16 protein-coding genes and 1 tRNA gene are annotated in these 21,293 nt (G+C 47.2%); 11 read left to right on the plus strand and 6 right to left on the minus strand.

Features of this window, described 5'->3' with window-relative positions:
• Positions 1-38: 38 nt before the first annotated feature.
• Both pepN and AOC06_RS02550 read left to right on the plus strand, forming a co-directional pair.
• On the plus strand, positions 39-2,648 hold the full coding sequence (pepN, locus tag AOC06_RS02545; RefSeq protein WP_215380985.1) for an aminopeptidase N: 2,610 nt from the start codon (positions 39-41) through the stop codon (positions 2,646-2,648).
• A gap of 66 nt (positions 2,649-2,714) precedes the next feature.
• Positions 2,715-3,707 carry a class 1 fructose-bisphosphatase gene (locus tag AOC06_RS02550; protein ID WP_255880011.1) on the plus strand — a complete coding sequence of 331 codons (993 nt, stop codon included), beginning with the start codon at positions 2,715-2,717 and terminating at the stop codon, positions 3,705-3,707.
• Here AOC06_RS02550 and cphA read toward each other — a convergent pair.
• Together cphA and AOC06_RS02560 are read right to left on the minus strand one after the other, a co-directional pair.
• Positions 3,698-6,268, minus strand: coding sequence for a cyanophycin synthetase (gene cphA, locus AOC06_RS02555; RefSeq protein WP_215380987.1), 2,571 nt, complete (start codon positions 6,266-6,268; stop codon positions 3,698-3,700). The two genes, AOC06_RS02550 and cphA, sit on opposite strands and share 10 nt — an antisense overlap.
• Positions 6,269-8,461 (minus strand): cyanophycin synthetase, encoded by a 2,193-nt coding sequence (locus AOC06_RS02560; RefSeq protein ID WP_215380989.1) that lies wholly within the window; start codon positions 8,459-8,461, stop codon positions 6,269-6,271. It abuts the gene before it with no gap.
• 195 nt (positions 8,462-8,656) lie between these two features.
• Here AOC06_RS02560 and AOC06_RS02565 point away from each other — a divergent pair, with 195 nt between their 5' ends.
• The 6 genes from AOC06_RS02565 (at position 8,657) to AOC06_RS02590 (ending at position 14,845) form a co-directional block, all read left to right on the plus strand.
• Entirely contained in the window at positions 8,657-11,005 is a 2,349-nt protein-coding gene (locus tag AOC06_RS02565; RefSeq protein WP_215380990.1) for a cyanophycin metabolism-associated ABC transporter, read from the plus strand.
• Positions 11,005-11,475 carry a cyanophycin metabolism-associated DUF1854 family protein gene (locus AOC06_RS02570; protein WP_215300053.1) on the plus strand — a complete coding sequence of 157 codons (471 nt, stop codon included), beginning with the start codon at positions 11,005-11,007 and terminating at the stop codon, positions 11,473-11,475. Before AOC06_RS02565 ends, AOC06_RS02570 begins: the two co-directional genes overlap by 1 nt.
• Positions 11,476-11,492: 17 nt before the next feature.
• Positions 11,493-11,568: transfer RNA gene (locus tag AOC06_RS02575), tRNA-Thr, on the plus strand.
• 479 nt (positions 11,569-12,047) lie between these two features.
• Positions 12,048-13,301, plus strand: a complete 1,254-nt coding sequence (oxlT, locus tag AOC06_RS02580; RefSeq protein WP_215275300.1) for an oxalate/formate MFS antiporter — start codon at positions 12,048-12,050, stop codon at positions 13,299-13,301.
• 79 nt (positions 13,302-13,380) lie between these two features.
• On the plus strand, positions 13,381-13,746 hold the full coding sequence (locus AOC06_RS02585) for a DUF2946 domain-containing protein (protein WP_215380992.1): 366 nt from the start codon (positions 13,381-13,383) through the stop codon (positions 13,744-13,746).
• Positions 13,747-13,804: 58 nt separating this feature from the next.
• Positions 13,805-14,845 (plus strand): transporter, encoded by a 1,041-nt coding sequence (locus tag AOC06_RS02590; protein ID WP_215380994.1) that lies wholly within the window; start codon positions 13,805-13,807, stop codon positions 14,843-14,845.
• Here AOC06_RS02590 and AOC06_RS02595 read toward each other — a convergent pair whose 3' ends face one another.
• Positions 14,846-15,349 (minus strand): peroxiredoxin family protein, encoded by a 504-nt coding sequence (locus tag AOC06_RS02595; RefSeq protein ID WP_215380996.1) that lies wholly within the window; start codon positions 15,347-15,349, stop codon positions 14,846-14,848.
• A gap of 41 nt (positions 15,350-15,390) precedes the next feature.
• Here AOC06_RS02595 and AOC06_RS02600 point away from each other — a divergent pair, with 41 nt between their 5' ends.
• Positions 15,391-15,855, plus strand: a complete 465-nt coding sequence (locus AOC06_RS02600) for a copper chaperone PCu(A)C (RefSeq protein WP_215380997.1) — start codon at positions 15,391-15,393, stop codon at positions 15,853-15,855.
• Positions 15,856-15,939: 84 nt separating this feature from the next.
• Here AOC06_RS02600 and ilvD read toward each other — a convergent pair whose 3' ends face one another.
• The gene (gene ilvD, locus AOC06_RS02605; RefSeq protein WP_215381000.1) at positions 15,940-17,631 is read right to left on the minus strand and encodes a dihydroxy-acid dehydratase; all 1,692 of its coding nucleotides are present in this window, start codon (positions 17,629-17,631) and stop codon (positions 15,940-15,942) included.
• A gap of 237 nt (positions 17,632-17,868) precedes the next feature.
• Here ilvD and AOC06_RS02610 point away from each other — a divergent pair, with 237 nt between their 5' ends.
• Together AOC06_RS02610 and AOC06_RS02615 are read left to right on the plus strand one after the other, a co-directional pair.
• Positions 17,869-18,261, plus strand: coding sequence for a helix-turn-helix domain-containing protein (locus AOC06_RS02610; RefSeq protein ID WP_255880074.1), 393 nt, complete (start codon positions 17,869-17,871; stop codon positions 18,259-18,261).
• Positions 18,262-18,265: 4 nt separating this feature from the next.
• Positions 18,266-19,222, plus strand: a complete 957-nt coding sequence (locus AOC06_RS02615; RefSeq protein ID WP_215381008.1) for a helix-turn-helix domain-containing protein — start codon at positions 18,266-18,268, stop codon at positions 19,220-19,222.
• A gap of 15 nt (positions 19,223-19,237) precedes the next feature.
• Here AOC06_RS02615 and AOC06_RS02620 read toward each other — a convergent pair whose 3' ends face one another.
• On the minus strand, positions 19,238-19,576 hold the full coding sequence (locus AOC06_RS02620; protein WP_215326028.1) for a P-II family nitrogen regulator: 339 nt from the start codon (positions 19,574-19,576) through the stop codon (positions 19,238-19,240).
• A 79-nt stretch (positions 19,577-19,655) separates the two neighbouring features.
• Positions 19,656-21,275, minus strand: a complete 1,620-nt coding sequence (locus tag AOC06_RS02625; protein ID WP_215381011.1) for an NAD+ synthase — start codon at positions 21,273-21,275, stop codon at positions 19,656-19,658.
• Between the last annotated feature and the right edge of the window lie 18 nt (positions 21,276-21,293).

Genomic DNA, 21,293 nt, shown 5'->3' on the forward strand with positions numbered 1-21,293 from the left:
CGCCCTGCAGATTCTTGCCGGACGACTAAAATGGTCGAATGAAAACGGATCTACCCCAAAGCTTTCGCCGGCTGGAATACCAGCCCCCAAATTACACCTTTCGTCATGTTGAACTGGACATTGCTTTAGATCCGGCGCGAACCATCGTCAAAAGCCGTATCGAGGTTTTGCCTGGCGCCTCTCATGAAGATGGAATGCCTTTAGTACTTCAGGGTCAGGAGCTAGAATTTGTGAGTTTGCGGATTGATGGTGAGGCCCATAAACATTTTGAGCTAACCCCTGCAACGCTGACAATTCATTCTTTACCAAAGGGCGGTAAACAGGCTTTCATCATTGAGATTATTTGTGTTTGCTGCCCAGAAACAAATACTACCTTAATGGGCTTGTACGTATCGAATGGGAATTTCTTTACCCAGTGTGAGGCAGAGGGTTTCCGAAAGATTACCTATTTCTTAGACCGTCCCGATGTGATGGCGCGCTATAGGGTGGTGTTGAGAGCGCGAGAAACTGAGTGTCCAGTCCTATTGGCAAACGGCAATCTCATTGCTCAAGAAAAACTCCCAAATGGTTGGCATAGCGCAACTTGGGAAGACCCTTTCCCAAAACCATCCTATTTATTTGCGCTTGTTGCAGGTAAGTTGCAATGCATTGAAGAAACGATTACCACCAGTAGTGGTGCAAAGAAGTTATTGCAGATCTGGGTAGAGCCACATGACCTTAAAAAAACTCGACATGCGATGGACTCTCTCATTGCAGCCATTCATTGGGATGAAAAACGTTTTGGTTTGGAGTTAGATCTCGAACGCTTCATGATTGTGGCGGTGAGTGATTTCAATATGGGCGCAATGGAGAATAAAGGCCTCAATATTTTCAACACCAAATTTGTTCTTGCTCAGCCTGAGACGGCTACAGATGTTGACTTTGCCAACATCGAGAGCGTAGTTGCACATGAGTATTTCCATAATTGGACAGGAAATCGCGTTACTTGTCGTGATTGGTTCCAGCTTTCTCTTAAAGAGGGATTGACGGTCTTCCGCGATCAAGAATTTTCTGCTGATCAAATGGGTAGCGAATCTGGAAGGGCGGTTAAGCGGATTGAAGATGTGCGTTTATTACGTCAAGTGCAGTTTCCGGAAGATGCCGGCCCAATGGCTCACCCAATTCGTCCTGATGAGTATCAGGAGATCAATAACTTCTACACCGTAACGGTTTACGAGAAGGGTGCCGAAGTAGTTAGGATGTATCAGACCTTGCTTGGTAAAGAGGGCTTTCGGAAGGGGATGGATCTCTATTTCCAGCGCCATGATGGCCAAGCAGTTACTTGCGATGATTTCCTGGCTGCAATGGCGGATGCCAATCAGCGTGATCTGAGTCAGTTTAAGAATTGGTATAGCCAATCCGGTACGCCGCATGTCAGGGTTCAAGAGCGATACGATGCCGAGAAAAAGCAATACCACTTACACCTTTCTCAAAGTTGCGCGCCAACCCCTAGCCAGCCCGAGAAAAAGCCTTTCTTGATCCCTCTGAAGATGCGCCTGATTACGGAATTGGGTGATCCAGCAGAGATCTTGCTAGAGTTAACGCAGGCTGAACAATCTTGGACCTTCGATCATATTGATCAACGTCCAGTCCTTTCGATTAATCGCAATTTCTCAGCCCCAATTCAGCTGGATTTTGATCAGAGTCAGACAGATTTATTAATTTTGTTCTCGCATGACGATGATGCGTTCAATCGCTGGGAGGCTGGACAAAAATTAGCGATGCAGATGATTCTAGAAAAGCGTTTGCCCGATCAGAATCTCATTGAGGCTTATCGTAGCCTTCTACTGGATCCACAGTTAGACCCCGCTTTTAAAGAGCTTGCATTAACTCTGCCAGCAGAGAGCTATCTCTATGAGCAAGGTCAAGATGTCGATCCTCAAAAGATCTATCAAGCCCGCACCGCATTTCGTCATGCTATGGCAAGCGAGCTCAGAATGGAGTTCGCAGCGATTTATCAGCAAATGCAAACCCCTGGACCATTCAAGTCGGATGGCGTCACAGCTGGTAAGAGGGGCCTGAAAAACTTTGCACTCAATATGCTGCTTGAAGCTGATGTCAATGTCTGGGCTCCAATGGCTGTTAATCAATATCAGATTGCAGACAATATGAGTGACCGTTATGCAGCCCTAGCTTGTCTAGTCAACCATGATGCTAAAGCTGCCAAAACTTGTTTAGCGGATTTCTATGAACGTTTTAAAGATGACCCATTGGTCATTGATAAATGGTTTGCATTGCAAGCAATGCGCCCACCTTTGGAAAATGCGGGATCTACCTTGAATGAGGTGCGGTATCTGCAACAGCATGAAGCATTTAAGCTCAATAACCCAAACCGAGTTCGCAGCTTATTCCATGCTTTTTGTATGAGCAACCCAGCCAGCTTCCATCAGATCGACGGAAATGCATATTCCTTCTGGGCCGAGAGTGTTTTGGCTTTGGATCCCGTAAACCCTCAAGTGGCAGCCCGTCTTGCGCGAGCCCTAGACCGTTGGCGTTTATTTGCTGAACCCTATCGCAGCAAAATGCATGCTGCTTTAGAGCGAGTGGCCCAATGCAACACCCTCTCATCGGATGTGAGGGAAGTGATTGCTAAGGCATTGGGAGTTTAGGCCATCTGTGAAACAAGGCAAAATAGATGTCTATAGCTAAATTAACGCCATTTCGGAGAATTTCTTTTGAGCACCAAAATCCATTTTGACCAGTACCTCAAGACTGCTAATCCTAAAGGGAGATCTATTCCAGCTGGTTTGCAAGAACTCTTGATTGCTGTTGCCAATACCTGCACTACACTCAGTGATGAGGTTGCACAAGGCGCTTTAATTGGTTTGCTGGGCTCAGCGGGTACCGGTAATGTGCAAGGTGAGGTTCAACAAAAGCTAGACGTGATCGCCAATGATTTATTGATTGAGGGTGTGCAAGAGTGCAAGGCTCTTGCTGGTCTTGCTTCTGAAGAAATGGAATTACCGATGCCTGTTCAAGGAATGGGCGATTACTTGTTGCTCTTTGATCCTTTGGATGGTTCGTCCAATATTGATGTCAATGTATCGATCGGCACTATTTTCTCAATTTTGCAGAAGCAAAATCCCACTGCACCATTGCAAAACAGTGATTTTTTATTGTCTGGTCGTCATCAGGCAGCCGCAGGTTATGTCGTGTATGGTCCGCAAACCACCATGGCGTTGACTTTAGGTGATGGGGTAGTGATGTTTACCTTGGATAAGACTATCGGTCAGTTTGTCTTAATTAAGGACAGTGTCGAGATTGCCTACTCCACCAAAGAATTTGCTATCAATATGTCCAATATGCGTCATTGGGCTCAGCCAGTTCAGCGTTACGTTCAGGAATGCCTTGATGGCGTGACGGGTGCGCGTCAGAAAGACTTCAATATGCGCTGGATTGCCTCAATGGTGGCTGATGTCCATCGTGTCTTATCGCGCGGCGGTATCTTTATGTATCCGTGGGATCAGCGTGAGCCCAATAAGCCCGGTAAGTTGCGTTTGATGTATGAAGCCAATCCGATGAGCTTTTTAGTTGAGCAGGCGGGTGGAGCATCAATAAATGGAACGCAAGTGATTATGGATATCCAGCCTCAAGACTTGCATGAGCGGGTATCTGTGATGCTGGGTTCTAAAGAAGAAATCGAAAAACTACAGAGCTATCACGCCTGAACTTTTTCTTTAAGATAGGCCAGGGATTCTTCAACTTGGTCAATGAGGATCAAGCAAATATCACCCGCCTCTAAATCATTCAGTGCAGTATCGATGGCCAAGAACTCACCATAGATCTCTTTGATTTGTTTGGCTTTCTTGGCACCTGACAAGCCATCTTGCAATAATTTCATCACTTCACCATCAGCACGTCCGCGCTGACATTGATCTTCGTAGAGGATCACATTATCAAAATGATTTCCTAAAATACGGGTGAGGTCGCGAATATCATCATCGCGTCGATCGCCTGCGCCGCTAATGACCACATGGCTCTTTTTGGGCTTCATGGCCTCGATGGCACTGGCTAAAGCACGCATGGCATCAGGATTGTGACCATAATCAGCAATCACGGTAGCACCGCGATGCTGGAATTGATTAAAGCGACCAGGCACGGCGTTAGCTGAACTCTCAAAGCTATTAAGGCCTCGAGCAATCTTCTCGGCATCCAAACCAAGCACCCAAGCGGCACCAATAGCAGCCATGGCATTTTCAATCTGAAAACCCAGAACGCCATTTTGAGTCAGCGGAATTTCACTAACAGGGAAACGGTAAACTACTTTTGATCCTTTGCTAGCCACGATATAGGTGCCATCAAAGAAAATGACTTTTTTGTTCTTGGCGCGATGAGCGGCGATAACGGGATGATGTTGATTCTGAGCAAAGAACACTACGCGTCCCTTACAGAGATCACCCATTTTGGCCACGATGGGATCAGCAGCATTGAGGACTGCTGCTCCAGTGGCGGCTACATTTTGAACAACGACACGCTTCAAAATGGCCAAGTCTTCTACGCTCGAAATAAAGTTCAAACCAAGGTGGTCGCCTTCGCCAATATTCGTAACGACTGCGACTTCACAGTAGTCAAAGCCCAAGCCTTCACGCAACATGCCGCCACGTGCAGTTTCTAAAACGGCAGCATCAACGTCAGGATGCATGAGGACATTGCGGGCACTCTTGGGTCCGCTACAGTCTCCGGAATCAATTAAGCGATGATTGACATAGACACCATCAGTCGTGGTCATGCCCACGCGCAGACCGGTTTCACTGAGGAGGTGGGCAATTAGGCGAACAGTTGTCGTTTTACCGTTGGTGCCTGTCACAGCAACTACTGGAATGCGGCCGTCTTCACCTTGGGGGAACATCGTATCAACAATATATTCACCAACGGGGCGACTTTTTCCATAAGAGGGCTTGAGGTGCATTCGTAGTCCTGGTGCAGCATTCACTTCAACAATGCCACCGCCCTGAGCCTCTAAGGGCTTATAAATTTCTTCACACAGGATATCTACACCAGCAATATCGAGACCAATCATTTGCGCAGCAGCAATAGCACTGGCGGCAACATCAGGGTGAACATCATCTGTAACGTCGGTTGCCGTTCCACCAGTGCTCAGATTGGCGTTGTTACGTAAGAGTACCCGTTCCCCCTTTTTGGGGATGTAGCCCGGCGTGAGATTAGAGCTGGCTAAATGCGCTAAAGCAATATCATCAAACCGAATTTTGGTAAGGGCAGTGGCATGCCCATCACCACGAAGAGGATTTTGATTTTCGATTTCAACCAATTGGGCAACAGTATGACTTCCATCACCAACCACTTGAGCGGGCTCGCGTCTTGCTGCGGCAGCCAGTCGGTTGCCAACTACCAAGAGGCGATAGTCTTGTCCTGGTAGGTAGCGCTCCACGATTGTTTCATCACCAAAGGCTTGGGTGACAATAAAGCCAGCACGAATTTCTGCTTCAGTTTGAATGTTGGCTACTACGCCTTTACCTTGGTTGCCATCTTTAGGCTTCAGTACGACTGGGCCGCCAATTTTTTCCGCCACACGCCAAGCATCATCTGCAGTTGTAACAACGTCACCAATCGGAACAGAAACGCCAGCAGCTGCTAATAAATTTTTCGTGAGCTCTTTGTCTTGTGCAATGGCTTCAGCAATGGCGCTGGTATCGCTGGTCTCGGCTGCTTGAATACGCTTCTGTTTACTACCCCAGCCAAACTGCACCATGCTGCCTTCCGTCATGCGGCGGAAGGGGATATTGCGTTGGATTGCAGCATCGACGATTGAGCCTGTGCTCGGACCGAGACGCACATCTTCATAGAGCGCTTCTAGTTCAGCCAGGGCTGCAGTTAGATCAAAAGGCCCATCATTGAGTGTCGCTTGCACTAAAGCAAAGGCAAAGTCGAAGGCCATGCGGGCAACCAACTCTTCGGTGTACTCTACAACCACTTGATAAACATCTGCTTCGATCGTTTGGACTGTTCTGCTAAAAGTGACGGGACAACCCGCTTGGGATTGAAGCCCTAATGCAGCGTACTCTAAGACATGAGCCAATGAGAGCACTTCACTTTTACCACCCCGGCGCATATTGCCTAATTGGGGAAAGCGGGAGCGAATCTTGGATTCAAATTGAGGAATGAGATCAATTGAGCGCTCTCCAGGTTCGCAAGAAACAACTGCCTCTAGTACGGTATGACGTGACCATAAATTGGGGCCACGCAGAATACGGATGCGAGTAATTTCCAATTAAGCCTCGACTGGGTGGAGCACATCGGGCACAAAAGTTTCTGTACCGGCTTCGATGACGTTAAAAGGGATACCCAGACCCCAGGCAGCTGCAATGGCGGCTCCTAAGTTCAATGGATGCCACTTGGAATCGATAACAACAGGAGAGGGTAGTGGCACAGGAATATTCTTTTGATCCTTAAGCCCCCATTTTAGAGCGATCTGTTGTTGGCCAACAATGACTGCACGCCCACCATTCTGTAAGTGAGTGTTGACCAATACGGAGTCGTGATCTTGGGTAAAGAAAATCACTTCACCATCGGATAGCTCTGCCATCTTCGCAACCCACTCATCATCTGCGTTCAGGACCGTAACCCCGTTAGGAAGTACGACGTCCACTTGAGTGCGTGTAATGCTATAGACTTGGTCTTCATCATAGATCGCATATTGTGGAAAGTTAGCCTTGGGGTTCAGGTTCAGAACCACGCCAACCTGACAGCGGTCATAGGCTAATCCCTCTATCAACATCGAGAGCGCATTATTTTCTATCACAGCAGCTTCGACCGCACGATTCAGTAATGTTCTTCTCGCATCTCCCCAATTGGCCGAATCCGTTCTTTGTACAGCGCGATTACCAAAATACAAACCTTTACTACAAGCTAAGCCAACATTGACATTGGTTAGGCGTAAAAAATAGGCAATCATTTCTGCTACAGAGGTTTTGCCTTTTTCACCCGTGACACCAACCAATGGAATGCGGAAGTTGGCGCCCGGGGGGAAGAGGTGGTCTGCAATCGCCTTACCTACAGGTTGAGGGCTTCCGCTGGCGGGTTTGAGATGCATTAACAGGCCTGGACCTGCATTGACCTCGACAATGGCAGCGCCTTGCTCTGCCAGAGGTTTGCTGATGTCCTGAGTAACCAAGTCGACCCCTGCAATTTCTAGACCAACCACGCGAGCAGCTAAAGCGACTTGGCTAGCTACATCTGGATGGACTTGATCGGTGACATCAAATGCGACATTGCCATTGCTTTGAATCAGCACCTTTTGATCAAGGTGGGGGATGCTGCTGCCTGTGAGCTGTTGACGAGCTAACTCGAGCTCAACGGCAGAGTCTATTCGAACAGGATTCAGAGGACATTCTTCTGCGGTCCCGCGACGTGGATCTGAATTAATCTGAAGCTCAATTAATTCTTTAATCGTGTGTTTGTTATCACCAGTAATCCAGACCGTTTCACCTTTGGCGGCGGCAACCACTTGATTGCCGACCACGAGTAAGCGATGCTCATCGCCGATGATGTGTTTCTCAACTAGTACTTCGCTACCTTCGTTAATGGCGACTGCATAGGCAGCTTCAATCTCAGCTTGGGTGTAGAGGTTAATAAACACACCGCGACCATGATTGCCATCAATCGGTTTGACGACCACAGGCAGTCCAATATCTTCGGCAGCTTCCCAAGCGTCATCTGGACTGGTCACGGTTCTGCCTTCAGGGGTAGGAACGCCAGCACTGGCAAGTAGACTCTTGGTTAAATCTTTATCACGAGAAATCGTTTCTGCAATGGCACTGGTTTGATCGGTCTCAGCAGTCCAGATGCGACGTTGCATTGCACCATAACCAAGTTGCACTAAATTTCCAGAAGACAAACGAATCGATGGAATGCCGCGCTCTTCTGCTGCGTTGACGATGCATGCTGTGCTGGGACCCAACAATAGATCATCACCGAGCTCACGAAGATTTTTAATAATGGTTTTGACTTCGGCAACAGGATCTTTAGTATCTTGCGCCAAAGCCAAGTACAAATCACGGGCATATTTCAGGGCGGTAAGCGTCACTTCTTCATCGATTGCGCTGACGATCACTTTGTAGACGCTGCGACGATCACCGTCCCGTGCTTTGCCAAAGCCCCCCGGAATGCCTGCAAGGTTTTGCAGTTCTAGGGTGAGGTGTTCCAAAATATGGCCTGGCCAAGTGCCTTCTTCTACTCTTTTGAGAAAGCCCCCAGGTTCGCCATAGCTACAGCGATGTTCTTGCAGGCTAGGCAGAGCTTTAACGAGTCGATCATAAAAGCCAGGAATGAGATTTGAGGGATAGTCCTCTAAATCTCCAATATCGATCCAAACCTCAATAACGGGGTGGTAGGTCCACATATTAGGACCTTTGAGATGCTTAACGCTCAGAATCTCAATAGATTTATCAAGTAATTGGGGCATCTTGGGGCATGGAGCTGGGCTTGAGAGGCTTAGCCAAGTCCGACTGTCTTCCTATTTCTAGTTTTAATTAAATCCACAAAATTAGCAAAAATATGCAAAACGGCTTAGTTGCATAATTTAACGGCTTTGGGCTCCCTAAAGTTGACAATCGCCGTAAATAGAAAAAACCTATGCTCCACTATACTTTTAGGGCTAATGAAACCTGAAAATTCCCCTCAAATCCTGAATCTTCCCAATGATTGGGAGAGGGCGCTGGGCGAACTCCCATTTTCCATTGCGGATTTTGGCCAATTACTTGCCTGGGCTGAGCTCGATCTAGACCAAGATCTGCGCTTTGAAAAGAGTCTTTTACTGCTGATGGAAAAAAGCCTGGTTTGGACTAATGGCAAGGAAGTTCTCCAATGGCCTATTACTTCTGATTGCACATTAGTTCATGGCGACCATGCTGGGGTAGGGCATCTCAAATTAGAAACCCCCCATCACCTTGAAAAGATTTGGTATTTCACCTTAGCCGTCAATCCGCATATTCTGCGTTTGCAAGCCAGTTTCAAAAAGATGAATGCAGCGCATCATGTGCATGAAGAGCATATTGCCAATGAGTACGACAAACAAATATGCCCCGTTTGTTTAAGTCCAAAACCAGCCAACTCCGATTCATGTCCAACTTGTGATCCTGAAGATGACGCACCACCGTCTACTTGGACTTTGTTTAAGTTATGGCGCTTTGCCAAGCCCTACCAAAACAAACTCCTCTTAGGATTTGTGCTGACGCTATTGTCAACTGGTGCAACCCTAGTTCCACCCTATCTCACGATGCCTTTGATGGATCACATTTTGATCCCTTATGAAAAAGGTCAACCCATAGATTTTCATTTAGCTAGTCTATATTTATTGGCGCTCTTTGGGGCAGCCCTCTTGGCTTGGGGCTTAGGTTGGTGGAAAACCTATTTGCTGGCCTTAGTCAGCGAGCGGATTGGTGCCGATCTGCGCAATACCACTTTCGAGCATTTACTCAAATTGTCCTTAGAGTATTTTGGTGGCAAACGGACTGGTGACTTAATTGCACGGATTGGTGCTGAGACTGATCGTATCTGTGTTTTCTTGTCGCTGTATGCGCTCGATTTTGCAACCGATGTCTTGATGATCACGATGACTGCTGCCATCTTGGTTTCGATTGACCCATTGCTGGCTTTGGTTACTTTAGCGCCCTTGCCTTTCATCGTTTGGATGATTCATGTGGTGCGCGATAGATTGCGCTTTGGCTTTGAGAAGATCGACCGTATTTGGTCTGAAGTGACGAATATTTTGGCCGACACCATTCCGGGTATTCGGGTTGTGAAAGCATTTGCGCAAGAGGATCGTGAACTCAAACGCTTTGTTGACTCCAATAAACACAATCTTCAAATCAATGATCGTGTGAATCGGGTTTGGGGATTATTTTCACCAACAGTCACCTTGCTCACTGAGACAGGTCTTTTGGTAGTCTGGGGTTTTGGTATCTGGCAAGTTGCCCATCGACGTATCAGTGTCGGTGTCTTAATTGCTTTCTTGGCCTACATCGGCCGCTTTTATATTCGCCTAGATTCAATGAGCCGTATTGTTTCGCATACCCAGAAAGCAGCAGCTGGGGCTAAGCGTATCTTTGACATCTTGGATCACGTCTCGAGTGTTCCAGAGCCGATTAACCCAGCACCGCTTGCAAAGGTTGAGGGCCGCATCAGCCTGAAAGAAGTCGGTTTCCGTTATGGTAATCGCGCAGTGACCAAGGGGATCAACTTAGAAATAGCTCCCGGTGAAATGGTGGGTCTGGTTGGGCATAGTGGCTCAGGCAAAAGCACCCTCGTCAATTTGATTTGCCGTTTCTATGACGTGAGTGCTGGATCGATTGCGCTGGACGGACGCGATATTCGTAGCATCGGGATTGCAGACTATCGCAAGTGTATTGGCCTGGTATTGCAAGAACCTTTTTTATTTTTCGGCACGATTGCCGAAAATATTGCCTATGGCAAACCTGATGCGACTCGTGAAGAAATTATTGAAGCTGCTAGAGCAGCCCATGCCCATGAATTTATTCTCCGCCTACCTTTGGGTTATGACTCCTTGGTAGGTGAACGTGGCCAGTCTTTATCGGGTGGCGAGCGTCAACGAATCTCGATTGCACGAGCGCTACTCATTAATCCAGCCATTCTGATTTTGGATGAGGCTACCTCTTCGGTTGACACCACCACCGAAAAAGAAATTCAGAAGGCGCTCGATAACTTAGTCAAAGGTCGCACAACGATTGCGATTGCCCATCGCCTCTCTACCTTGCGCAAGGCAGATCGCTTAGTAGTCTTGGATAAAGGCGAGATTGTAGAGATTGGTACCCATGATTCATTGATGGAAGCGCAGGGCGCTTACTACCAGTTATACCAAGCGCAAATTCGGCAGGCTGCTGAGTTAGTTGAGGGTGGTGCCATCGGTGATACCGTTGAAGAAAATACAGAAGTACACCAAGAAGAGTCTTTGCAAGTAATCGCCAAAAATTTGGGAGGAGGAGTGTGATGACAAATCAATCCCATCGCTTAGAACGAGATGATCTTGGGAGCTTGGTATTGATCGATCATGCTGGTACTCGTCATGTAGGCGTTTATCCCGTTCGCGCTTTTCCCATTACGGCCATTGAGGCTGGTATCGGCCTGATGGATTCCTCGGGTAAAGAGTTGTGCTGGTTTCCCGATACAGCATCGATTCCTCAAAACGAACTTGAGCTTATTCAAGCAGAGCTAGCTACCCGAGAATTTATGCCCGTGATCGAAAGAATTGTGAAGGTCTCTACCTTCGCTACTCCCAGCATCTGGGATATTGAGACTGACCGTGGTCCAACCCGCATCCGACTGAAGGGCGAGGAAGATATTCGCCGTATTGCTGGCAACATTCTCTTGATCTCTGATGCCAATGGCTTGCAATTCCTTATCAAGGACTCAACCACCTTGGATAAAGGCAGTAAAAAGCTTTTAGACCGCTTCCGTTAAAATCACCAGCTCAAGTCGCCGCTTTAGCTCAGTTGGTAGAGCAGTTCATTCGTAATGAAAAGGTCGCCAGTTCGATTCCGGCAAGCGGCACCACCTAAAATAAGATAAATTTCAATTAAATCAAATACTTAAATGTTTGTATGCACTCTCTTTTGGGTGCTTTCCAAGGATGGACAAGGGAATTTCATTAGGGTTATAATCTAGGTATTAACCCTTAGGAGATTCCAAATGACCCAACTAATCAACATGATTAATCAACTTTTCACAGAAAAAACAGCCGCTGAAAAGCAAGCTCGTCATTACGATTTTGATGGCGCTTATCGCGGCATGTAATTGCTAGTTAAACTAGATTAATTAAAAGCCACCTTCGGGTGGCTTTTTTGTTGCCACTTTTTTCTGTGGATCGATCAAGGGTAATCACTAATCCTGAATTTGGTAATTCTTGATTACTGTCAATACTATCTAGGTTGGATTGATTGAGAATCAATCGAATCTTTTTGATGACAACTTCAATTTGTGAAGTCATTATAAAAATTACAAAATAGTAAAAACATTTATGGAGGAGACAGTAAGTGACTAAACCTTGGCATAACCGCTGGGCACAGCTTTTTTTCGGCATCATCTGCATGGGCCTTGTCGCTAATTTGCAATACGCTTGGACTTTATTCGTTAACCCCATTCATGTGAAAACAGATTGGGCACTTTCTGCAATTCAACTTTCATTCTCCATTTTTATTGTGGTTGAGACATGGCTAGTCCCAGTTGAGGGATGGATGGTAGATAAGTTTGGCCCCAAAATTGTGATCATGATTGGTGCAGTTTTTGCAGGCGCTGGTTGGGTCATGGATAGTATGGCAACTTCTTTAGAGATGCTCTATGCCGCCGCAGTGGTAGCTGGTATTGGTGCTGGTTGCGTTTATGGCACCTGCGTTGGCAATGCGCTCAAATGGTTTCCAGATAAGCGCGGCTTAGCTGCTGGTCTTACTGCTGCTGGTTTCGGCGCTGGTGCTGCGATCACGGTTATTCCAATTGGGAATATGATCATTGCTCAGGGATATGAGCAAGCTTTCTTCTTCTTTGGTATCGCTCAAGGCGTATTGATTTTCATCTTGGCTTTATTGATGACCAAGCCTACTCCACCAAAAGGAATTCAGGCTGCACCACGTGTTGTTACTACTAAAGTGGATTACACCGCTGGCCAGATGATTAAAAAGCCACTGTTCTGGTTAATCTATGTGATCTTTGTTGTCGTTGCAGCTGGCGGATTGATGGCAACAGCCCAAATCGGCCCAATTGCAAAAGACTATGGCTTGGCTACTTTACCAATGATGCTCTTTGGTACAACCTTGCCTTTGCTCACCATGACCTTGTCGATCGATAATCTCTGTAATGGCTTCACACGTCCTCTGTGTGGATTTATCTCTGACAAGATTGGGCGCGAGAACACCATGTTCATCGTGTTCACTGGCGAAGGCTTAGCCATGCTCGGTTTGATGAATTATGGTCATGACCCAGTCTTATTTATGACCTTTGCAGCCTTGATCTTTTTGTTCTGGGGTGAGATTTTCTCAATCTTCCCAGCAATCTGTGCAGATACTTTTGGCGTTAAGAATGCGGCTGGTAATGCCGGCACCCTTTATACCGCTAAGGGAACAGCTTCTTTAATCGTGCCTTTTGCTTCAGTGCTTTCTGCTGGCGGCAACTGGAACACCGTATTTATAGCTGGAGCAGTAGTCACCATTACTGCAGCTTTCACAGCCAAGTTCATTTTGGCGCCAGCCCGCAAGCGCTTTATTGATGCCGCTAATGCACGTGGTACGCCTTAATTGCTTGATTGAGGGGTAAGTAAGCAGCAATCAGGGGCCTACGGGCCCCTGATGCATTTTCGGATAAAATCCCTTCACAATGACATTCCGCAATCGCAAACTCGTCCACTGGATCGCTGCAGCATCGATTCTGATGAGTGCGCTTGCCCCTGCGATTGCTCAGGCAGTAGTCAAAAATGGCAACGGCTTTGCAATGGAAGTGTGCTCCACTTCCGGCAGCAAGATGATACAAATGCAGTCGGATGATTCTGGTAAAGCGGATGTCAAAATGCAGGCCTGTCCTTATTGCCTTGCTCATGCCAGTATTACGCCCTCATTTGAGAGTCACATCTCGGTTGACGCGCCTCAAAGTTACGCTTTATTTCCAGCGCTTTTCTATCAATCACCCAAGCCACTCGCGAATTGGGTAAGCCCTCCCTCAGCAGCTCCTCCAGCACAAGCCTAATTTAGTCATTAGGGCATAGCGTTTGCTATGCATTGGGTAATTCTTGTTGGAGCAGTAAATGAAATTAAAAAAATTAATATTGGCAATGGCATTTCTGATGCCAGCGGTAGAGGTCATGGCTTGTGCTAGTTGTGGATGTAGCTTAAATACCGATATTGGCACTCAGGGGATGGGCATGTCTGGTGGTTGGACTCTAGATGTGCGTTACGACGTACTGAATCAAAATAAACTGATGTCTGGGACTAAAAGCATTTCTCAGCAAGCTGTAAACGCTGCCAATCCTAGTGCTGAGGTTGAGAACTTTACACAGAATAACTATCTAACGGCCTCTCTTGATTACAACGATGGAGAGGCTTGGGGAGTCACTACATCCTTGCCTTACATCATGAGAACCCATAGTACTTTTGGTTCTGGTGATGGCTCACCTGATGGCGCGGCAAATGCAAGCAATCCATCCGGAAATGGCTACCTATCTCAAGCTTCGGGTTTCGGGGATATGAAAATCATTGGGCGCTACTTTGGATTTTCTGAAGAAAAGGATTGGGGTTTTCAGTTTGGCGCGAAGCTGCCGACGGGAAGCAATTCTCAAGTGACAACAAATAATGCGGGTCAGACGCAAGCGGTTGATCCGGGGCTGCAGCTAGGTACCGGTTCAACCGATTTGATCGGAGGAATTTATAAATTTGGTTTTATCCCCAAGACTGAAAACTGGGGTTATTTTGCAAACCTACAGTATCAAGCAACCGTTAAGCCTACTAATGTTCCTAGTAGCTTCGCTACGCTTGGTAACCCAAGTTCTGGATCTTATCGGCCAGGTAATGCATTCAATGTAAACATCGGTGCTAATTACCAAGGCTTTGAGAAATGGGTGCCCACGGTTCAAATCAACTTCTTAAATAAGAAAGTGGATAGCGGTACTGCAGCAGATACTTTATCAACGGGCGGCACATTGGCATACCTTACGCCCGGCGCTTTGTACAACCTAAGCGATAAAACTCAGGTCTATGCAAATGTGCAGCTACCGATTTATCAAAACGTGAATGGCTATCAGTTAGTGCCCACCTTTATTGCCTCAATGGGTGTGCGAGTGCGTTTCTAACTATTGAGCGTTTAGCAGTGGGGTAACGAGTTCTTCAAGAAGTTTGGTGTCGACAGTAGCATCACCTTTCATACCATTCTTCCTGAGGATGCCATGTTTATCGATGATGAAGGTGCTTGGGATACGCCAAATGCGCCCGTAATCTGAGTAATCCATTTGTTTCTTCTCGGCAAATAGAAAGGGGTAGTTCTGCATGATCTGTTTTACTTGTTGCATATCAGCCGGTTTATCTACAGTGATAGCTAGGACTTCCAATCCTTTAGATTTATTCTTTTTCAGAAAGGCTTCGATGGCTGGCATTTCTTCGCGGCAGGGTTCGCACCAACTTGCCCAAAAATTGACTAAGACCACTTTGCCTTTATTGGCTTGCAGAGAGAAGGGCTTGCCATCAATCAAGGTTCCTTCTATATTGGGTGCGGGCTGGCCGACTTCAATTCCGGCAAGAGCAATATTGGCTAGAGCAGAAGTGAGTAACACAAAAAGAATTTGATAGACGCGTGTCATTTGTATGAGTATTTCATGAAATTCCATTTAAGGAGAAGGTAATGATAAAGAATCAAACAGGCTGGCTATTCAGCATTGCGCTAATGGCTTTGACTGGGGGCATCCAGGCACAGGAAGCCAAAGTAGGCTCTATCAAGATTGAGAATGCCTACGTTCGTGCGACCGCGCCAGGACAGCCCGCTGCTGGCGCTTTTATGAAGATTGAAAATAGTGGCGCTGCAGATCAATTGGTTTCAGCCAGCTCTCCTGCAGCTGGCGAGGTTCAACTTCACCAAATGTCGATGGAGGGTAATGTGATGAAGATGGGGCAGGTTAAAGATATCGCTGTGCCTGCTAGCGGATCAGTTGATCTCAAGCCCGGCGGCTATCACATCATGCTGATGAATATCAAAGCACCATTGAAGGCGGGTGAAACTGTGCCAGTCAAACTGAAGTTTGCCAAGGCGGGTGAGGTGGAGGTGAAGTTGCCGGTTAATGCGGTTGGCAGTAGTATGAATATGCACTAAGTCATTCAAACCTAGTGATGAAAAAAGCCCCTATTGCTAGGGGCTTTTCTATTCCTCACTCAGTTCACGAAGTGAGAGATTGGCTTAGAGATCTAAATCTAGGTCAGTTACTGCACCTTTACTAGCAGTGCTGGCTAAGCTAGCGTATTTTGCTAAGAGGCCACGGGTGTAGCGTGGCTTTGGTTTTTTCCAAGCAGCGCGACGTCTGACAATTTCTTCTTCACTGACATTGAGTTGAATCAGCAGCTGGTGTGCGTCAATCGTAACTGAATCACCTTCCTCAATCAGGGCGATCGTGCCACCTACGTAAGCCTCAGGAGCAACGTGACCTACAACCATACCCCAGGTGCCACCTGAGAAACGACCGTCGGTAATGAGGCCCACGGTTTCGCCCAGACCTTGCCCGACAAGAGCGGAAGTAGGAGCAAGCATCTCGCGCATGCCAGGACCACCCTTAGGACCCTCGTAGCGGATGACAACAACATCTCCATCCTTAATTTTCTGCGCCATGATAGCCTTCATCGCATCATCTTCGGAATCAAACACGCGTGCAGGACCAGTAATGGAGGGGTTCTTCAAGCCAGTGATCTTCGCTACGCAACCTTCAGGAGAAATATTTCCCTTTAGGATTGCTAAGTGACCTTGCTTATACATGGGGTTATCTAAAGTGCGAATCACTTTTTGATCAGCGCGGGGTACCGAGGGAACGTCTTTCAATACTTCTGCAATGGTCTTGCCGGTAATCGTCATGCAATCACCATGCAAGAGTCCACCATCGAGCAAAATCTTCATCACTTGGGGAATGCCGCCCGCTTCATGCAAATCGGTAGCCAAATAAGTACCAGACGGTTTCATATCCACAATCACTGGTACGCGCTTACGAATTCTTTCAAAGTCATCAATCGTCCAATCAATCTCAGCTGCACTGGTGATCGCCAGGTAATGCAGAACAGCATTGGTTGAGCCGCCAACTGCCATGATCAAGCTAACCGCATTCTCAATCGATTTTTTGGTGATGATGTCACGTGGACGTAGATTGTTTTTAATGGCCTCTACCAATACACGAGCAGACTCTGCGGCGCTGACCACCTTCTCTTCATCGACGTTAGACATCGTGGAAGAGTAGGGCAGACTCATGCCTAATGCTTCAAAGGAGGAGCTCATGGTGTTAGCGGTATACATACCGCCGCAAGAGCCACTACCTGGGCAAGCATGCTGCTCTACGCCTTTGAGATCTTCTTCGCTTAAGCGGCCCGATGTGAATTCACCAACGGCCTCGAAAGCAGAAACAATATTGAGTTCCTTGCCTTTGAAATGACCAGGCTTAATCGTTCCGCCATAAACATAAATCGCTGGCACATTGGTGCGCGCGATTGCCATCATGCCGCCAGGCATATTTTTATCGCAGCCACCAATGACAACCACACCATCTTGCCAAAGACCATTTACACAAGTCTCGATGCTATCGGCAATCACTTCGCGCGAAATGAGGGAGTATTTCATGCCCTCAGTGCCCATACCAATTCCGTCAGAGACGGTTGGGGTGCCAAATACCTGGGCTTTTGCGCCAGCCTCTTCGAGCGCAATGATGGCAGCGTCTGCCAGCTTTTGCAGGCCGCTATTGCATGGGGTAATCGTGGAGTGGCCGTTCGCTACGCCCACCATGGGTTTAGAAAAGTCTTTTTCCTGATAACCCATCGCGTAATACATGGAACGGTTAGGAGCACGCGCTACTCCCTCGGTTACGTGGCTTGAGCGTTCGTTAAGGCGTTTCATCTGCTTAGTACTCCAAAAGTAATATTTGCTGAATCTCTAAAGGCTCTATTGTGCCGTGATGTCTGTCGAGTCTATTATGTTGCACTGCAATATAAATGGTAGGTCGCATCCCCTCTTGGGCTACTTTGAAATGAAACACTTATCGCTTATATTTCAGATAGTTATCTTTTAATTGCAATTCGGGTTGAGGAATCTCGAATGTCCATGAGTAGCAAAGTCCTAGATTGATCTGATTTGATGAATATATCCACAGAATTTTTAGAGCTTGATCAGGCCGCCTTCATTAAGGCGCGGGAAGCGCTTGGCTTAAGTATTCAGGAGTTGGCAGCCAAGGCATGTCTATCTGTGCGGCAAGTTGAGCAAATTGAAAATGGTGGACAAAGTTCTTTCTACAGTTTGAAGATTAAAAATACTGCTGCTAAAAAAATAGCCAATCTCTTAAAGTTGAATGAGGCATTGATTTTTAAAAGCGCCGATATTGCAGGTGTTCAAGATTCTCAAATGGAACAGTCAGCTGTTAAGCCTGCACCACAAGACACTGTTGAAACCATCGACACAAGAGAAGCAACTCGTCCTGCACGACACCACAGCTCTCTTCTGCGGCGTGATAAATATACGGCTAGGCTTTAACTAAATGAAAAACCTAGCTTCGCCACCGTTGATTCACAAGGAAGCTTTTATTGCTGCAAGGGAGCAGCTTGGTTTGAGTATCAAGGAGTTATCCCAAAAAACTTGCTTATCCGTACGCCAGATTGAGCAAATTGAAGATGGGGGACAAAACTCTTTTTATAGCGCCAATATCAAATTTACTGCCGCCAAGAAAGTAGCAAAGCTCTTAAAGTTGAGCCCCGAACAAGCGTTTGACTTTGGTGATTTGGTTTCACAGATGCCAGCAGTAGAAAAGCCTAGTGAACCCATCAGTGATGGGGTTAAGGCAACCTTCGCCCCTGTAGTTGCGGTAGAGGCGACTAAGAAGTTAAAGCCAGCAAAGACTTTCCATTCACCTTCAGTCAAAAAGAAAAAATGGCTACCAATCTTGGGATTACTTGCTGTTACTGGATTTGCGCTTGTAAGTCTGCAGCCAAGCTTTTTTAGTGCTGTTACTGAGACAGCGGTTACTCCTGTCGAAGAACTAAAAGCAGAATCTGCCACCGCATCTACACCTCCTGAGACTCCAGCCGAAGCTAGCCTTCAAACGAACCCATCGCCAATAGTTGCGGCTGCGCCGATTGCTACAGTTGCCTCAAGTCCTGCTGTGGAATGTCCAGTTGCGGATGCTAGTGTTGCTAGCTTTAGGGCTGACGCACCCAAGAAGTCTGCTGACATGGTGTATCTCGTTGCCAAGACTCCGCAGGTGGTCTGCGTTCTGGATGCTACTGGTAAAAGCCAGTCCAAGCAATTGGAGTCCGGAATTGGGGCTAGTGTTTATGGCAAAGCACCTCTAAAGGTTTTGACTGCGGGATTAACTCAAGTCGATCTGTACTTTCAGGGGGTGAAAGTTCGCCCCAGCAATCCGATTGCTAATACCATCATGCTAGAGCCTGCACCACTCAATACAATCAAGGGTGAGGCTGATTCAGAGCTGCGTTGAGTAATGAAGCAGTTTTTATACTGCTGCTTCACCAGTCTCGCCAGTCCGAATGCGGATGGTGTGATCAATTGAAATCACAAAAATCTTGCCATCACCAATCTTGCCTGTGTGGGCGGCTTTAGTAATTGCCTCGAGGGTGGCCTCTAATTTATCGCTGGCAACCACAACTTCAATTTTGATCTTGGGTAAAAAATCCACCTGGTACTCTGCACCCCGATAGAGTTCGGTGTGACCTTTTTGACGACCAAACCCTTTGACTTCAGTAGTGGTGATGCCGCTGACGCCGACTTCAGCAAGTGCTTCACGAACTTCTTCGAGTTTGAAGGGCTTAATAATGGCAGTAATGAGTTTCATAGATCCTCCAGTGTGATTTCATCATACTCATAAGAGCTGAGATTGCCTATCGTGTTTGACAGTAATAAGTCAGTGCTATTTAGGCCCTAAATTGCGAAGTAATAGGGTAGCGCCAGTCTCGCCCGAAAGCACGGGTGGTCACTCGAACCCCTGGGGGTGCTTGGCGACGCTTGTACTCATTGAGCTTGATGAGGCGAGTTACTTTTTCGACACTTTCAGGATCAAAGCCTGCGGCGATGATTTGGGCAATGGATTGGTTTTGTTCCATGTAACGCTCTAAGATCCCATCCAATACTTCATAAGATGGCAGGCTATCTTGATCAGTTTGATTAGGGCGTAGTTCTGCAGAGGGGGCACGAGTCAAAATGCGTTCTGGAATGACTGCCTGAATATGATTGCGATAAGCGCATAGACGATAGACCAGAGTCTTGGCAATGTCTTTGATCACGGCAAAGCCACCAGCCATATCACCGTACAAAGTACAGTAGCCCACAGCCATTTCACTCTTGTTGCCGGTAGTGAGAACAAGACTGCCCGTTTTATTAGAAAGCGCCATCAAGAGAGTGCCGCGGACTCGTGCCTGAATATTTTCTTCAGTAGCATCGGCTTTCATCCCTTTAAATTGCTGTGCGAGTGCATGCTCGAGGGCATCAACGGATTCGCTAATCGGAATTTCATCGTATCGCACGCCCAAGTTCTGAGCAAGCTCACGAGCGTCGATCCAGGAGATCTCTGCGGTATAGCGCGAGGGCATCATCACGGCACGGACTTGATCCGCACCCAAGGCGTCTACCGCAATGGCAAGGACGAGGGCTGAGTCCACACCCCCTGACAAACCAATGATGACGCCGGGAAAATGATTTTTGAGAACATAATCCCGTACACCCAATACTAGGGCTTGATAGGCTTGCGCTTCGATACTCAGTGAAGAAGTGGTCTGACCCAGCTCTAAATCATGAGCTGCATTCATTTTGACGAAACCTAAACCCGTTTCAAACTGGGGCATGGACATCACGAGCTCACCCTGAGAGTTGAGTGCAAATGAGCCACCGTCAAAGACCAGTTCATCCTGGCCACCTACTGAGTTCAAATAAATGAGGGGCATGTGGGTCAGCGCAATATGCTGACGCAATACCTTAATCCGCAAAGTCTCTTTATCGAGGTGATAAGGAGAGGCGTTAGCCACCAATAGGATTTGCGCTCCTGCAGCATGAGCCTGTTGTGCTGGCCCAGCATGCCATGCGTCTTCACACAGAATCAGTCCAAAGCGAACGCCGTCTACTTCAAATACACAAGGCTGATTACCTGGCGTGAAATAACGCACTTCATCAAAGACTTCATGATTGGGTAATTCTTGTTTGGCATAAGTTGCCATGACTTTGCCATTACGCAGAACCGATGCCGAGTTTTGTAAGCCCTGTGTAGTTTTTTGTGGATGTCCCACAACGACGGTGAGATCAGCAAATTGCGCCAACGATTTTGTTAGCTCTTGCAGAGCCTGATCACATGCCTCAATGAACGCAGGGCGTAGCAATAAATCTTCAGGGGGGTAACCAGTAAGCGAGAGCTCTGGAGTTAGCAATACTTTTGCGCCTTGTGCAAAGGCGTCTTCAGCAGCTTGAAGAATGAGCTCAGTGTTCCCCTTCAAATCACCCAAGAGAGGGTTGATTTGGGCGAGGGCGATTTGTCCTGAGCTCACTCCAATGGCAAGTTAGCC

The organism is Polynucleobacter paludilacus, from assembly GCF_018687595.1.
Classification (GTDB): domain Bacteria; phylum Pseudomonadota; class Gammaproteobacteria; order Burkholderiales; family Burkholderiaceae; genus Polynucleobacter; species Polynucleobacter paludilacus.